General features: G+C 69.8%; 10 protein-coding genes and 1 riboswitch. Of the genes, 7 read left to right on the forward strand and 3 right to left on the reverse strand.

Going from position 1 to position 16,366, the window contains the following annotated elements; all coding sequences use genetic code 11:
- Positions 1–66 precede the first annotated feature (66 nt).
- From HZ992_RS00080 to HZ992_RS00090, 3 genes are all read left to right on the forward strand, one after another.
- On the forward strand, positions 67–2,379 hold the full coding sequence (locus HZ992_RS00080; RefSeq protein WP_209384657.1) for an ATP-binding protein: 2,313 nt from the start codon (positions 67–69) through the stop codon (positions 2,377–2,379).
- Between the two features lie 100 nt (positions 2,380–2,479).
- Positions 2,480–4,591 (forward strand): putative bifunctional diguanylate cyclase/phosphodiesterase, encoded by a 2,112-nt coding sequence (locus HZ992_RS00085; protein WP_209384658.1) that lies wholly within the window; start codon positions 2,480–2,482, stop codon positions 4,589–4,591.
- Between the two features lie 34 nt (positions 4,592–4,625).
- Positions 4,626–5,675 carry a homocysteine S-methyltransferase family protein gene (locus HZ992_RS00090; protein WP_209384659.1) on the forward strand — a complete coding sequence of 350 codons (1,050 nt, stop codon included), beginning with the start codon at positions 4,626–4,628 and terminating at the stop codon, positions 5,673–5,675.
- Positions 5,676–5,685: 10 nt separating this feature from the next.
- On the opposite strand, the gene HZ992_RS00095 is transcribed toward HZ992_RS00090, so the two are convergent.
- Complete coding sequence (locus HZ992_RS00095; RefSeq protein ID WP_209384660.1) at positions 5,686–6,900, reverse strand: HD-GYP domain-containing protein; 1,215 nt, start codon at positions 6,898–6,900, stop codon at positions 5,686–5,688.
- Between the two features lie 82 nt (positions 6,901–6,982).
- A complete protein-coding gene (locus HZ992_RS00100; RefSeq protein ID WP_209384661.1) occupies positions 6,983–7,552 on the reverse strand; it encodes an OmpA family protein in 570 nt (189 codons plus the stop codon).
- Between the two features lie 74 nt (positions 7,553–7,626).
- Positions 7,627–7,735, forward strand: a riboswitch (S-adenosyl-L-homocysteine riboswitch).
- A gap of 42 nt (positions 7,736–7,777) precedes the next feature.
- On the opposite strand from HZ992_RS00100, the gene metH reads away from it, so the two are divergent.
- The 4 genes from metH (at position 7,778) to HZ992_RS00120 (ending at position 14,823) form a co-directional block, all read left to right on the forward strand.
- Positions 7,778–10,510, forward strand: a complete 2,733-nt coding sequence (gene metH, locus HZ992_RS00105; RefSeq protein WP_209384662.1) for a methionine synthase — start codon at positions 7,778–7,780, stop codon at positions 10,508–10,510.
- Between the two features lie 223 nt (positions 10,511–10,733).
- Positions 10,734–12,524 (forward strand): DUF1800 domain-containing protein, encoded by a 1,791-nt coding sequence (locus tag HZ992_RS00110; RefSeq protein ID WP_245213311.1) that lies wholly within the window; start codon positions 10,734–10,736, stop codon positions 12,522–12,524.
- A gap of 17 nt (positions 12,525–12,541) precedes the next feature.
- Entirely contained in the window at positions 12,542–14,095 is a 1,554-nt protein-coding gene (locus HZ992_RS00115; RefSeq protein ID WP_209384663.1) for a DUF1501 domain-containing protein, read from the forward strand.
- A gap of 128 nt (positions 14,096–14,223) precedes the next feature.
- A complete protein-coding gene (locus tag HZ992_RS00120; protein ID WP_209384664.1) occupies positions 14,224–14,823 on the forward strand; it encodes an outer membrane lipoprotein in 600 nt (199 codons plus the stop codon).
- Between the two features lie 19 nt (positions 14,824–14,842).
- On the opposite strand, the gene HZ992_RS00125 is transcribed toward HZ992_RS00120, so the two are convergent.
- Positions 14,843–16,363, reverse strand: coding sequence for a YifB family Mg chelatase-like AAA ATPase (locus HZ992_RS00125; RefSeq protein WP_209384665.1), 1,521 nt, complete (start codon positions 16,361–16,363; stop codon positions 14,843–14,845).
- Positions 16,364–16,366 lie beyond the last annotated feature (3 nt).

Consider the following 16,366-nt stretch of genomic DNA (forward strand, 5'->3'; position numbering starts at 1 on the left):
GCGATCCGCTGGGGCTTGCCGCGCGCCGCCGGGTGCGCCAAGATGGTCCCGCCCAGGAGGTGATCGATGGTGAAGCACAGCCGCAGCGTCGGCGAAGGCCGGCCGATCCTCTCGCCCGGCCTGCACGACGCGCCGGTGCTCGACCGCATGTGCTCGCACTTCGTGCTCTCGCTGACGATGCGCAACGTCGCGCGCTTCAATCCGCGGCGCGACTGGAACAGCCTGCTCTCGCTGACCGGCAAGCACCTGGTGTGGCCGGCCTCGGTGCTGGCGCGGCTGCGCGAGTTCCTCAATGCCCGCTGCAAGGCCAACGAGCAGTGGCGCGGCCACGAGCTGCTTTCCGACACCGCCTTCGTCGATCGCCACGGCGCCTGGCGCGGGCCGTACGAAGAGGGCACGCTGTTCTTCTACATCGACGAATACATCAAGGACGCGCCGAAGGACCTGCTCGCCGTGCTCGGCGCCACGGCCGACTGGCTGGAGCGCAGCCTGAAGAAGGAATCGACACTCGTCGAGAAGAACATCGATGCGCTCGCCGGCCTGCTGCAGCTGAACCCGGCCGAACGCGCGCTGCTGCTCTACGGCACGCTGGCGCGCTACCAGCGTGACCTGCGCGGCCTGCTCGTCGAGTTCAAGGTCAGCAACGCGCAGGAGGCCTACGCGGCGATCGCGCGCGTGGCCGGCGTCAACGAGGCCGACGTGGCCGAGGCGCTGCGGGCCGGCTCGCGGCTCGAGCGCATTGGCATGGTCGAGAACCTGATCTCCGAGCACAACATCACCGACCTGGCCGACCTGATGAAGGTCAGCGAGCAGCTGCCGCCGGTGCTGATGCGCCACTACGAGGGCCCGTCGGACCTGATGGCGGTGTTCACGCGGCCGGCGGTGCGCAGCGAGCTGAACGAAAGCGACTTCCACTACGTCGGCGACGACTGCCGCATGATGACCGCGCTGCTGCGCAACGCCGTCGCCCGCAAGGAGCCAGGCGTCAACATCCTGCTCTATGGCCCGCCCGGGACCGGCAAGACCGAACTGGCCAAGGTGGCGGCGCAGGCCGCCGGCCTGGAGCTCTACGAGGTGGAGTACGCCGACCGCGACGGCAACTCGCTGTCGGGCCGCGACCGCTACCGCTCGCTGCAGATCAGCCAGGTGTTCCTCAAGGGCAGCGCCAAGGTGGGCCTGCTGTTCGACGAAGTCGAAGACGTCTTCCCGCCGATCTCCACCGATGCCGCGCAGCTGATGGCGCGGCTGGACAGCAGCGACGCCGCGCCCACCGGCAGCGTCAGCGGCAAGGCCTGGGTGAACCAGATCCTCGAGACCAACCCGGTGCCGGTGATCTGGGTCACCAACCGCATCGAGCAGATCGACCTGGCCTTCCGCCGCCGCTTCCAGTACCACCTGGAGCTGAAGAGTCCGCCGCCCGGTGCCCGCGAGGCGCTGGTCACGCGCGCACTGGCCGGCGTGGACGTGGGCGAGAAGTTCGCCTCGCGGCTGGCCGAGCGCCGCGGCCTGACGCCGGCGCAGATCCGCACGGCGGTCAAGTTCGCCCGCCTGGCCGGCGACGCCTGCAGCGACAGCGCCGAGGCGCTGATCGAGCGCCAGCTCGTCAACGCCGACAAGGCGCTGGGCAATACCAGCAGCGAGCGCGGCGCGCGCCGCGTGGTGACGAGCTACGACCTGTCGCTCGTGAACACCGAGTCGCGCTTCGAGGTGCCCAAGATCGTCGAGGCGCTGCGCCGCAAGGGCTTCGGCACGCTGTGCTTCTACGGGCCGCCGGGCACCGGCAAGACGGCGTTGGCCGAACACATCGCGCAGGAGCTGCAGCGCCCGCTGATGATCCGCCAGGCGAGTGACCTGGTGAGCAAGTTCGTCGGCGAAACCGAACAGAACATGGCCAAGATGTTCGAAGAGGCCGAGACCGAGCAGGCCGTGCTGCTGCTCGACGAAGCCGACAGCTTCCTGCGCAGCCGGCGTCTGGCCGAGCGCAGCTACGAGGTCAGCGAGGTCAACGAGATGCTGCAGGGCATGGAGCGTTATGCCGGCATCTTCATCTGCACCACCAACCTGTTCCAGGACCTCGACGAGGCCGCGCTGCGCCGCTTCACCTTCAAGATCCAGTTCAAGGGCCTGAAGCCGGATCAGCGCGAGCGCATGTTCGTGGCCGAGGCGCTGGGCGGTGATGCGCAGCGCCTCACCGACGAGCAGCGCAAGCGGCTGCGTGCGCTGGAGCTGCTCGCGCCGGGCGATTTCGCTGCCGTCAAGCGGCAGGTCGACGTCTTGGGCGAGACTTTCGAGCCCGACGAATTCCTCTCGCAGCTCGAAGCCGAGCACCGCGTCAAGCCGGAAGTGCGCCAGCACCGCGGCATCGGTTTCGTGCACTGAACGGCGCGCTTCGTGACGCTCCGCACGGCAAATGCCGAGCGGGACTCCAGTGTGCGAAGAGCGTGCCGATAGATCCCCACTGGATCTCCGTGCGCGCCCCTTGGACAACGAAGCCTTCATCGCCTGGCAATTCCTTCCGCTGCTCGAGGTGGCGGCGGTGGGCTTGTCCGCACTGGCCTTCTACGTCGCCTTCGACATCGTGCGGCGCGTGGCCGCTACGTCCGGCCGCGTCGCTGCGCTGTGGCTGACCGCCGCCGCCGTGTCGTTCGGCACCGGCCTCTGGTGCGTGCACTTCATCACGGCCGCCGTCCGGCCGCTGTCGCTGCCGCTGGGCTATGGCGGAACCCTCACGGCGATCGGCTGGCTGGGCGGCGTGCTCGCCAGTGCCGCCGCGCTCAAGCGGGTCGCCACCGGCGGCATCGGCGCACTGCGCCTCGCGCCCGCCGCGCTGCTCGTGGCGATGGTCACCGTCGCCTCGAAGATCCTCTATGTGCACGACATGCGCCTGGCGCCCGAGCCGTCATGGGCATGGCAGTGGCCTGCGCTTGCCGTGGCCGGCCTGACGGTGCTGCTGGCCGCCGGCGGCTGGCTGACCGGCGGTGCCCGCCGTGCATCGATGGGTTACCGGGCCGGTGCGGCGCTGCTGGTCGCTGTTGCGGTCGTCGGTGCGCAACGCCTCGTCGTGCTGGGAGCGAAAGTGCCGCAGGGTGCGGTGTCGCTGCACCACATGGGCGTGCTCAGCGACCACACCTTGACCGCCCTGGCCGTGCTGGGCACGGGAGCGATCGTGCTGATGCTGTTGGTGCTCACGATCATGGAATCGCGCATGCGCCAGGCCTTGCGCTCAGCCATCGAGCGCGTCGAGGAGTCCGCCCGCACCGATGCGCTGACGCAGCTGCCCAATCGCCATTCCTTCGACCTGCGGCTGGACGCGGCAGCGCGCCGCGCCGAAGGTGTGCCCACGCCGATGGCCGTGCTCTTCATCGGGCTGGACAACTTCAAGCCGGTCAACGATTCCTTCGGCCGCCGCGTCGGCGACCTGCTGCTGCAGACCATGGCGCAGCGGCTGCGCGCCGCGGTCGCCTCGCGGGGCATGCTGGCTCGCGTGGGTGGCGACGAATTCGTGCTGCTGCTCGGGCCCGACACCGACCGTGCCGCCGCCGCGGCGATGGCGCAGCAGCTGCTCGACGTGCTGGCCGAGCCCTGCGAGATCGAGGGCAGGCCGGCGCCGATCACCGGCTCCATCGGCGTCGTGCTCTACCCGCGTGACGGCTCGTTGACCATGGCGATGGTCAATGCCGAAGCCGCGGCGCGTTATGCCAAGCGCAACGGCGGCGCCACCTTCGCCTTCTTCGAGCCGCGCATGCTCGGCGATGCGCGCGAGCAGGTCGAGCTGCTGCGCGACCTGCGCCAGGCCGTGGCGCGCCAGCAGCTCGAGCTGTACTACCAGCCGAAGGTGCACGCGCCCTCCGGCGAGATCACCGGCGCCGAGGCGCTGCTGCGCTGGCACCACCCGCAGCGCGGCATGGTCAGCCCGGCGGTGTTCATCCCGATCGCCGAGCGGCACGGCCTGATCGGCGTGCTCGGGCAGTGGGTCATCGACGAAGCCTGCCGGCAGGCCCGAACGTGGCGCGACGAGGGCCTGCGCATGCGCGTGGCGATCAACCTGTCCGTGCACCAGTTGCGCCAGCCGGACCTGGCCGAGCGCATCGCCGCGGCGCTGCAGCGCCACCAGGTCAACCCGCAGCTGCTGACCTGCGAGATCACCGAATCGGCGGCGATGGAAGACGCCGAAGGCACGATGCGCATCTTCGAGAAGCTGGCCGCGGTGGGCGTGCACATCTCGATCGACGACTTCGGCACCGGCTACTCCAGCCTGGCCTACCTGCGCAAGCTGCCGGCCGGCGAGCTGAAGATCGACCGCGGCTTCGTGCTTGACCTGGAAACCAGCGCCGATGCCCGCGCGGTGGTCGACGCGGTGGTCAAGCTCGCGCAGGCGCTGGGCCTGAAGGTGGTGGCCGAAGGCGTGGAGACCGAGGGCCAGGCGAACGTGCTGCGATCGCTCGGCTGCGACGAACTGCAGGGCTACCTGTACGCCAAGCCGATGTCGGCCAAGGCGCTGGCGCTGTGGGCGATGAATGACGATGGGCCGCGCTCGATCGAATTCCGCGCTTCGCTGTTCCAGGAAACGCAGCCGACGTCCCTGCACTGAGGCGGGTCGACAGGCCGCCGCCTAGAATTGCGCCATGAAGACGCTCGCCTACACCCGCGCCGCCGCGCTGCCCGAGATCCTGTCCAAGCGCATCGTCGTGCTCGACGGCGCCATGGGCACGATGATCCAGCGCCACAAGCTCGTCGAGGCCGACTACCGCGGCGAACGCTTCAAGGACCACCCGAAGGACCTGAAGGGCAACAACGAGCTGCTGCAGTTCACGCGGCCCGACGTGATCAGCCAGATCCACGAGCAGTACCTCGCGGCCGGCGCCGACATCCTCGAGACCAACACCTTCGGCGCCACCAGCGTCGCGCAGGACGACTACGGCCTGGCGCCGCTGGCCCGCGAGATGAACGTGGCCGCCGCCCGCCTGGCGCGTGCCGCCTGCGACAAGTACAGCACGCCCGACAAGCCGCGCTTCGTCGCCGGCGCGCTCGGCCCCACGCCGCGCACGGCCAGCATCAGCCCCGACGTGAACGACCCGGCGGCCCGCAACGTCAGCTTCGACGAACTGCGCGCCGCCTACCGCGACCAGGCCGAGGGCCTGCTCGAGGGCGGCTGCGACCTGTTCCTCGTCGAGACCATCTTCGACACGCTCAATGCCAAGGCGGCGATCTTCGCGCTCGACGAGCTGATGGAAGACACCGGCGAGCGGCTGCCGGTGATCATCTCGGGCACCGTCACCGACGCCTCGGGCCGCATCCTCTCGGGCCAGACGGTCACGGCCTTCTGGCACAGCGTGCGCCATGCGAAGCCGCTGGCCATCGGCCTGAACTGCGCGCTCGGCGCGACGCTGATGCGCCCGTACATCGAGGAGCTGTCGCGCGTGGCCGGCGACACCTTCATCAGCTGCTACCCGAACGCCGGCTTGCCCAACCCGATGAGCGAGACGGGATTCGACGAGACGCCCGAGATCACCGGCGGGCTGGTCGAGGAGTTCGCCAAGGCGGGCTTCCTGAACATCGCCGGCGGCTGCTGCGGCACGACGCCGGAGCACATCGCGCAGATCGCCCAGCGCGTGGGCCGCTACCAGCCGCGCTGCTGCGGGGCGAGTCTGTTCCAGGGGCTGGCAGCCGCCTGATCCGCTGCCCTCAGGTCAGCTGCAGCAGGCGCTGCAGGTTCAGGCGCACCTTCACCTCGTGCGGCGCCACGCCGCCGGTCACCGCGAAGGCGGGCATGTGCGTGCTGCGCAGGGCCGGCGAGGCGAGCACCGCACCGGCCGGGTTGACGATGCTCGCCACCACCGGCGCGTTGGCGCGCCGGCCGCGACGCAGCACCACGCCGACTTCGCCGTTGGCCAGCTTCACCAGGCATCCCGGCGGGTACAGACCGGTGGCCTTGATGATGGCCGAGCCGGCTTCGTCGGGCTGGTTCTCTTCGTTCAGGTAAGCCGCCTTCGCGGCCGCGGTGGCCGACATGGCCAGCCGGCCGCGGCGCGGGCTCATGCGCGCCGCGAAGATGTCGGCGCGGCGGATCAGGCGCGCGAGGCGCATTCCGGGCTCCATCGCCGCCAGCGGGCCGGGCGGGGCGCTGTGGTGCTGCGTCACCGCCTCGAGCCAGAGTTCATCGCTCACGCCGGCCGCCTTCAGGGCCTCGGCGCTGCGCTGCGCATGGCTTTCGACCTGGCCGCGCTGCGGCCCGGTGAGCGGGCTGTCCTGCAGCGCCAGCTGGTTCTGCAGTGCCGTCATCGAGACGTTCATCGACAGCGCGGCGCAGCGCATCGACAGGCGCTGCGCGGGCGTCATGCCGACGACGTGGCGCGAGCCCAGTTCGCAGAGCACGGCCACCAGCACCGCGTGGCTGGCGCTGTAGTCGCGGAACTCCTGCGTGGCGGCGTTCACGAGCAGCATCAGCGCGTCGTCCGGGTCGCTGTTGACCTGGTCGACCAGCGTGCGCTGCAACTGGATCAGCTTGGCGGCGAACTCCGGCTGGGCCGGATCGCGCAGCAGCGCGGCGGCGCGCACCTGCAGGTTCGACCAAGCGGTCACCGCATCGTCGAGCCGGCGCTGCCCGGCAGCGGCGGGCGGGGGCAGCAGGTCGGAGGCCTCCGGCCGGGCCTTCGCGATGCGCCCGAGCAGCTCGTTGCTGCGCACCAGTTCGTGCACCTTGCCGCCGATCGCGCGGCGCAGCGCCTCGCTGTCCTGGTCGTCGACGTACAGCTCACGGGTGACGAGCTGGTGCAGCTGTTCCTCGTTCGCCACCATCGTGCCCTTGGGCACGAGCAGGCAGCCGGTCTTGTCCCGCAGGGCGAACAGCGTGGGCTGTCCGACGCGCAGAACATCCGGGGGCAGCAGTTGGTAAGACATGGGGCGGGTGCGGGCTTCAGGGTCGTTTTCGGCACCGTTGCACCGAATCTTGAGTTGATCCGCCGCTACCGCGCCCGGCCGCTCAGGGCATATTGCGCTCGCCGATCAGGATGTCGAGCCGCCCCTCGCCGGGATTGCGCCCGCGCGGTGCCTGGCCCGACACGGCCATGCGGCGTGCCGGCACGCCGCGCATGACCATCCAGTCGCGCGCACTGGCGGCGCGGTCCACCGCCAGCGCAGCACCACCCTTGGCATCGACCGGGCCGACGATCTGCACCTCGGCACGCGGCAGCGCGCGCAACGAAGTCGCCACCTGGTCGAGCCAGGCGCCGGCGGCCGGGGTCACCGCCGAACGCCCGGCCGCGAACGTGCTGTCGGCTGGCAGGCTGATCCACAGGCGCTGGTCGCTGGTCTGCGACACGTCGGCCCCGGAGCCGAACAGCGCGCTGCGCAGCTTCGACCCGGCCGACTCGATCTGCGGCGACCAGACCCAGGCCCCCGAAGGCGAGGCCGGCAGCGGCGCGGCGCTGACGGGCGGCGGCAGCGCCGGTGTCGACACCTTGGGCAGCGCGCAGCCGGCGAGCAGCAAGGCGGCGCCGAGGGCGGCGCAGCTGCTCGGGCGCAGCCGGCGGTTCCGTGTACTTTTTGTCATTCGCCGATTGCAACCCATGCCCCCGCCCGGGGCAAGAACGAGCTTGCGTACATCGGTAACCGTACAATCGCGGCTCCCCCGAGGAGCGTTGCGACGACCCGGGCCGCCAGGCCCACACCACGGTTGCCAGGCTCGGGCGGAGCAGGCGCCCCGCGCGACTGCGTTCAACGGCGCTCACCCGACCTCGGTCGCGGTGAGCCCGCGGCCCCTGATGGATCTGCCGCGATGACCGCCACGCCCGCCCCCGTTCCGCCCATGAAGCTCTCCGGACTGGAGCCGGTCGAGATCGGCCAGGGCACCCTCTTCGTCAACGTCGGCGAACGCACCAACGTCACCGGCTCGAAGGCTTTCGCACGGATGATCCTCAACGGCGATTTCGAGCAGGCGCTGTCGGTGGCGCGCCAGCAGGTCGAGAACGGCGCGCAGGTCATCGACATCAACATGGACGAGGCCATGCTCGACAGCAAGGCCGCGATGGTGCGCTTCCTCAACCTGATCGCCGGCGAGCCCGAGATCGCGCGCGTGCCGATCATGGTCGACAGCTCCAAGTGGGAGGTGATCGAGGCCGGCCTGAAATGCATCCAGGGCAAGGGCATCGTCAATTCGATCTCGCTCAAGGAAGGCGAAGCGGCCTTCCGGCAGCAGGCGAACCTGGTGCGGCGCTACGGTGCCGCCGCGGTGGTGATGGCCTTCGACGAGAAGGGCCAGGCCGATACCTACCAGCGCAAGATCGAGATCTGCGAGCGCGCGTACCGCCTTCTCGTCGATGAGATCGGCTTCCCGCCCGAAGACATCATCTTCGACCCGAACATCTTCGCCATCGCCACCGGCATCGAGGAGCACGACAACTACGCCGTCGACTTCATCAACGCCACGCGCTGGATCAAGCAGAACCTGCCGGGAGCCAAGGTCTCGGGCGGCGTCTCCAACGTGAGCTTCAGCTTCCGCGGCAACGACCCGGTGCGCGAGGCGATCCACACCGTGTTCCTGTACCACGCGATCCAGGCGGGCATGGACATGGGCATCGTCAATGCCGGCATGGTGGGCGTGTACGACGACCTCGAGCCGGTACTGCGCGAGCGCGTGGAAGACGTGGTGCTGAACCGCCGCCCCGACGCGGGCGAGCGGCTGGTGGAGATCGCCGAGACCGCCAAGGGCGCCGCCAAGGACGACAGTGCGCGCCTGGCCTGGCGCGCCGGCACGGTGAACGAGCGCCTGAGCCATGCGCTCGTGCATGGCATCACCGAGTTCATCGTCGAGGACACCGAGGCCGCGTGGCAGACCATCCAGGCCGGCGGCGGCCGGCCGCTGCACGTGATCGAAGGCCCGCTGATGGCCGGCATGAACGTGGTCGGTGACCTGTTCGGCCAGGGCAAGATGTTCCTGCCGCAGGTCGTGAAGAGCGCCCGCGTGATGAAGCAGGCGGTGGCCCACCTGCTGCCCTACATCGAGGCCGAGAAGCTCGCCATGGTGGAGGCCGGCGGCGAAGCCAGGGCGAAGGGCAAGATCGTCATCGCCACCGTGAAGGGAGACGTGCACGACATCGGCAAGAACATCGTCACCGTTGTGCTCCAGTGCAACAACTTCGAGGTCGTGAACATGGGCGTGATGGTGCCCTGCCAGGACATCCTGGCACGCGCCAAGGTCGAAGGCGCCGACATCATCGGACTGTCGGGCCTGATCACGCCCAGCCTGGAAGAGATGCAGCACGTCGCCGCGGAGATGCAACGAGACGACTTCTTCCGTTTGAAGAAGATCCCGCTGCTCATCGGCGGCGCGACCACCAGCCGCGTGCACACCGCGGTGAAGATCTCGCCGCACTACGAGGGCCCGGTCGTCTACGTGCCCGACGCGAGCCGCTCGGTCAATGTGTGCTCCGAACTGCTCAGCGACGAGAAGGCCGCCGCCTTCATCAGCGAGCTGAAGTCCGACTACGAGCGCGTGCGCGTGCAGCACGCCAACAAGAAGGCCACGCCGATGGTCACGCTGGCCCAGGCGCGCGCCAACAAGACGCCGATCGACTGGAGCGCCTACGCGGCGCCGAAGCCGAAGTTCACCGGCCGGCGCGTCTTCAAGAACCAGGACCTGGCCGAGATCGCCGCCTGCATCGACTGGGCACCGTTCTTCCAGACCTGGGACCTCGCCGGCCCCTACCCGGCGATCCTCACCGACGACATCGTCGGCGAATCGGCGCGGCGCGTGCTCAGCGACGGGCAACGCATGCTCAAGCGGCTGATCGAAGGCCGCTGGCTCACCGCCAATGGCGTGATCGCGCTGTACCCGGCCAACACCGTCATCGACGACGACATCGAGATCTATGCCGACGAGTCGCGCGAGCAGGTGCTGATGACCTGGCGCGGCTTGCGCACGCAGTCGGAGCGGCCGGTGGTCGACGGCGTGCGGCGGCCGAACCGCTGCCTGGCCGACTTCGTCGCGCCCAAGGCCAGCGGCGTGGCCGACCACGTGGGCCTGTTCGCCGTGACCGCGGGCCTGGGTGTCGAGAAGAAGGAAAAGCAGTTCCTCGACGACCACGACGACTACAGCGCGATCATGCTCAAGGCGCTGGCCGATCGCCTGGCCGAAGCCTTCGCCGAGCGCCTGCACCAGCGTGTGCGCACCGAGTTCTGGGGCTATGCGGCCGACGAGCAGCTGAGCAACGCCGAACTGATCGCCGAGAAGTACCGCGGCATCCGCCCCGCACCCGGCTACCCGGCCTGCCCCGACCACACCGTCAAGCGCGACATGTTCCGTGTGCTGAACTGCGAGGACATCGGCATGGGCCTCACCGAGAGCCTGGCGATGACGCCGGCGGCCAGTGTCAGCGGCTTCTATCTCGCGCACCCGCAGGCTGCCTACTTCAACGTCGGAAAAGTGGGCGAAGACCAGTTGGCGGACTGGGCCAAGCGCAGCGCACTCGACGTCTCGCAAGTGCGGCGTTCGCTCTCCGCGCTGCTGTAGTCGAGCCGTCTCGATTGCATTCGCTCACAGCGGATGCAAGCAGCCGCAACAGGGCCGCCGCGATGTGTCGGCGGCCGAATTGCTTCGGCGTGTAAGACCTTGTCGGATTGCCAATTTTTGGCCACATCCGCATCAATGCAGCCCCAAGAATCGCCGCTTTGCCTTGGCACGCTCAGTGCGTGACCGCTGGCACAGCAAACGGTTTCAAGTGGAGGCGACCGTGATGATTCATGACCCGATCGACCAGGGGCGAACCCTGGCGATGCGAACCCGTGTGGCGCTCGGCGCCCTCGCCGCCAGCGTCGTGCTGGCCCTGGCTGCCTGCGGCGGCGCGAAAGATGAAGAGACCGGTGGCGCGGTCTCCGAGATCCCCGCCTCGCGCAGCGATGCGGCGCGTTTCCTCACCCAGGCGAGCTTCGGGCCGACGACGGCCGCAGTCGACCGCGTGATGGCGGTCGGCTACGGCGCCTGGATCGACGAGCAACTGGCTGCACCGCAGGCCTCGCACCGCGCGTCGTGGGAGGCACAGGACGCGGTGGTCAAGGCCGCCAATGCCGCCAACAGCATCGGCCAGGACGGCATCTACAACAGCTTCTGGAAGCAGGCCATCAGCGGCGAGGATCAGCTGCGCCAGCGGGTCGCCTTCGCGCTGTCGCAGATCTTCGTGATCTCGCTGCAGGACAGCACGGTGGGCGACAACCCGCGCGCCGTGGCCGACTACATGGACATGCTCGCCACCCAGGGCTTCGGCAACTACCGGGACCTGCTGGAGTCGGTCTCGGTGCACCCGATGATGGGCGCCTACCTGACGAGCCTGCGCAACCGCAAGGCCGACCCGCGCACCGGCCGCGTGCCCGACGAGAACTACGCCCGCGAGGTGATGCAGCTGTTCTCCATCGGGCTGCAACAGCTCAACGACGACGGCTCGGTCAGGCAGGCCAACGGCATTGCGCTCGAGACCTACACGCCGGCCGACATCGCCGGCTTGGCCAAGGTGTTCACCGGCTTCAGCTGGACCTGCCCCGACTGGCCCGACAACGGCTGCTTCAGCAACGGCTCGCTGGGTGGCGTGTCCGACCCCGACCGCTGGATCAAGCCGATGGTCGGCTACCCGCAGCACCACAGCACCGAGGAGAAGGTGTTCCTGTCGGCGAACATCGCGGCGCAGACGCAATCCGACCCGAACGCCAGCCTGAAGACGGCGCTCGACACGCTGTACAACCACCCGAACGTCGGCCCCTTCATCGGCAAGCAGCTGATCCAGCGCCTGGTCACCAGCAACCCGAGCCCGGGTTACGTGGCGGCCGTGGCGGGCGCCTTCAACAACAACGGCAGCGGCGTTCGCGGCGACCTGCGTGCGGTGATCAAGGCGGTGCTGCTGCACCCCGAGGCGCGCGTCGTGACCACGACCAGCGGCAAGATCCGCGAGCCGATCCTGCGCCTGTCGGCCGTGCTGCGCGCCTTCGGCTACAGCTCGGACAGCGGCAACTTCCGCGTCGGCAACACCGACAACGCCGGCACCTCGCTGGGCCAGACGGCGATGCGCTCGCCCACGGTCTTCAACTTCTACCGCCCCGGCTACGTCGCCCCGGGCACGCAGGCGGCCTCGGCCGGTCTGGTGGCGCCGGAGATGGCGCTCGCGCAGGAGACCACCGCTGCGGGCTACGTCAACTACATGCGCGACAACGTCTCGCAGGGTGTGGGTGCCAGCGCGGCGGTGATGGTCAACGGCGTGTCGGTGACACGCCGCGACCTGCAGCCGAACTTCAGCGCCGAACTGGCCCTGGTGGGACAGCCTGCCGACCTGGTCGAGCAGATCTCTACCAAGCTGATGGCCGGCAGCATGCCCGACGCCTTGAAAACCGAGATCCGCACGGCGGTCGAGAGCATCACCATCCCGGCGCTGAACAGCACCGGCAGCAATCAGGCCGCCATCGACACCGCCAAGCGAAACCGCGTCAATGCCGCTGTCTTCCTGACGGTGGTGTCGCCCGAGTTCCAGGTGCAGAAGTGAGCGGGGAGAGAACCACCATGAAAAAGATCGACGCTTCCCGCCGCACGTTCCTGCGGCACGCCGGCGTGATGTCCACGCTCGGCGCGGCCGGCGCACCGCTGGCGCTGAACCTCTCGGCACTGGGCACGGCGGCGGCGCAGACCGCCGGCGACTACAAGGCCATCGTGTGCATCTTCCTGTTCGGTGGCAACGACTCCATCAACATGGTGCTGCCGACCGACACTGCCTCGTTCACCAACTACACCACGCTGCGCAGCCAGGCGCCCGACTCCATCGCGCTGCTCGCGCCGGGCACGGCGATCAACGCGGGAGCGGCGGCCGGCTCGCCGGCTCGGCTGGGCGGCGTGCTGCCGATCACGCCGACCAACGCACAGGGCCGCAGCTTCGCATTGCACCCGGCGATGGGCGCGCTGCAAACGATGTTCAACACCGACCGGCGGCTGGCGATCCTGCCCAACGTCGGGCCGCTGATCCTGCCCACCAGCAAGACGCAGTACAGCCAGTCGTCGCACCGCAAGCCGGCCAGCCTCTTCTCCCACAACGACCAGCAGAACACCTGGCAGGCCTTCCTGCCCGAAGGTGCCACGGTCGGCTGGGGCGGTCGCATGGGCGACCTGCTCGCGTCGATGAACCAGCGCACCGTGTTCACCTCGATCACCGCCGGCGGCAACGCCGTGTGGCTGTCGGGCCAGGACGTGCGCCAGTACCAGGTCACCAACAACGGCGCGATCCGCCTGGGCACCAACGCCAACGGGCAGGTGTACGGCTCGGCCGCGGTGGGCGCCGCCATGGAGCGCATCGTACAGACCACGCGCGGTGGCCACGTGCTCGAGGCCGACCTGTCGGCGGTGTCGGCGCGTTCGATGCAGGCCGAGTCGCTGCTGCGCAACGCGCTCAAGCCGGCCAGCGACCCGCTGTTCGGCACCGCGCCGGCCACCGGCAACTACAGCGCCACCAACGACCCGAAGCTGCGCTACACGGACCCGAACAATCCGGGCACCACGATCTCCAACAACCTCGCGCAGCAGCTCCAGATCGTGGCGCGCATGATCGACGCCAGCGGCAACGCCTCGATCGGCGCGAAGCGCCAGGTGTTCTTCGTCAGCATGGGCGGCTTCGATACGCACGACGTGCAGAACGGCAACCATGCGCAACTGATGGCGCGGCTGTCGCATGCGCTGCGCTACTTCGACGACACGCTCGGCGCGATGGGTGTGCGAGACCGCGTCACCACCTTCACCGCCAGCGATTTCGGCCGCACCTTCACCAGCAATGGCGACGGCACCGACCACGGCTGGGGTGCGCACCACTTCGTGATGGGCGGCGCGGTGCGGGGCGGCGACCTGTACGGCAGCTTCCCCGTCTATGGCGCGAAGAACACGAACAACAACAACTTCGACAGCAGCCCCGACCAGCTGGGCAACGGCAGCCTGCTGCCCACCACCTCGGTGGACCAGCTCGGCGCCACGCTGGGCAAGTGGTTCGGGCTGAGCGACACGCAGTTGCTCGACGTGTTCCCGAACCTCGCCAACTTCAGCGCGCGTGACCTCGGGTTCATGAACCCCGCCTGACATTGACAGCTCGTTACGCCTGATTCGATCGGCGCTGGCACCTCGGTGCGCCGCCGGGGTCGAATCGGCGTTGTCGTTGTGGAGGCGGCGCATGGCCTGCGCGGCCCGAATCTTTCAGGAGAACAAGCATGAGCGTTGAGACCTCACCGGGCGCGGTGCCCGTTGGCAACACCCCATCGCGCACGGTCTGGCTGATCGCCGGCGTGCTCGGTGCCGCCTCGCTGGCCGCCGGTGCCGGCATGCTGGTGCGCAATGGCATTCCCGCGCCATCGACCCAGCCGGTGCCGGCGCAGGAAGCCGCGGCACCCGAGCCCAAGACTCCCGCCAAGCCGGCAGCGAAGCTCGCCGCGGCACCCGTGGCCACGAAGACGGCGCAGGCGCCGGTGTGTCGCGACTGCGGCGTCGTCGAATCCGTTCGCACGGTCACGCACAAGGGCCAATCCAGCGGCGTCGGCGCGCTGGCCGGCGGCGTGCTCGGCGCCGCGGTGGGCAATCAGATGGGCAAGGGCAACGGCCGCACGGCGATGACGGTGCTCGGCGCCGTCGGTGGCGGCGTGGCCGGCAACGAGATCGAGAAGCACCAGAAGCGCACCACCTCGCACGAGGTCACGGTGCGCATGGACGATGGCTCGGTGCGCACCATCGAGCAGGCCACTGCCCCGCGCGCCGGCGAGCGCGTGACCGTCGAGGGCAACAAGCTGCGTCCGATCTCGGGCTCGCAGGGCTGATCGTCCTCGCGCGGGCCTGCTACTGCACCGCCAGCACGCGGCGGTACTGCACGGCCTCGGCCACGTGCGCCAGCACGATGGTCTCGCTGTCGGCCAGGTCGGCGATGCTGCGCGCGATGCGCAGCACGCGGTGGAAGCCGCGTGCCGACCAACCCAGCCGCACCGACACGCTCTGAAGGAAGTTCGACGCCGCGGCGTCGAGCGTGCAGAGCCGTTCCAGCGACTCACCAGCGAGTTCGCGGTTGAGCACGCCCTGCCGCTGCAGGGCGCGAGCGCGCGCCTGGGCCACACGCAACGCCATCGCCGCGCTGCTGTCGCCGCCGGGCGCTTGGGCGAGGGTGGTCGCGGCCACCGCCGGCACCTCGACCTGCAGATCGATGCGGTCGAGCAGCGGCCCGCTCAGGCGCCCCTGGTAACGCGCGACCACGTCGGGCGTGCAGCGGCAGGCGCGCAGCGCGCTGCCCAGGTGGCCACAAGGACATGGGTTCATCGCGGCGAGCAGCTGGAAGCGCGCCGGGAAATCCGCCTGCCGCGCTGCGCGCGAGATGGTCACCCGGCCGGTCTCCAGCGGCTCGCGCAGGGCCTCCAGCGCCGGGCGCTGGAACTCGGGCAATTCGTCGAGGAACAACACGCCGTGGTGCGCCAGCGAGATCTCGCCCGGCCGCGGCGGCGAGCCGCCGCCGACGAGTGCGGCCGATGAAGCGCTGTGGTGCGGCGAGCGCAGGACGCGCTCGCCCCAGGTGTGCGCGGCTGCGGCGCCGGTCAGGCTGAGCAGCGCGGCCGACTCGATCGCCTCGTCGTGCGTGAGCGGCGGCAACAGCCCGGCGAAACGCTGCGCCAGCATGGACTTGCCGCTGCCCGGCGGGCCGACCATCAGCACGCTGTGGCCGCCGACGGCGGCGATCTCCAGAGCACGCTTGGCGCCGGACTGGCCGCGCACGTCGCGCAGGTCGCCACGCGAGGGCGGCGGTGCGACGGGCGCCGGCACCGCGCGCGGCAGCGGCACGGCTGAATCGCCCGGCAGCAGCGAGCGCACCACCTCGAGCAGGTGCGCCGCAGCGTGGATGGCCACGCCGTCCACGCGTGCCGCCTGCGCCGCGCTTTCGGTGGGCAGCACCATGGCGCGCGGCGGGTCCGCGCCCTCGTGGGCCGCGGCCAGCGCCATTGCGAGGGCGCCGCGCACCGGTCGCAGTTCGCCGGCCAGCGAGAGCTCGCCGGCGAGCTCGAAGCGGGCCAGCTTCGCCGCGTCGATCTGGCCGCTCGCGGCCAGGATGCCCAGCGCGATCGGCAGGTCGAAGCGGCCCGACTCCTTGGGCAGGTCCGCCGGCGCCAGGTTCACGGTGATTCGCTTGTTGTTGGGGAACTCCAGGCCGCTGGTCTGCAGCGCTGCGCGCACCCGTTCGCGCGCCTCCTTCACCTCGGTGTCGGCCAGGCCGACCAGCGTGAAGCTGGGCAGGCCGTTGGCCAGGTGGACTTCCACCGTGACCTGCGGCGAACGAAGCGCATCGAGGGCGCGGCTGTGAACGACGGCGAGTGACATGCG

The sequence above is a fragment of the Rhizobacter sp. AJA081-3 genome (genome assembly GCF_017795745.1).
GTDB lineage: Bacteria > Pseudomonadota > Gammaproteobacteria > Burkholderiales > Burkholderiaceae_C > Piscinibacter.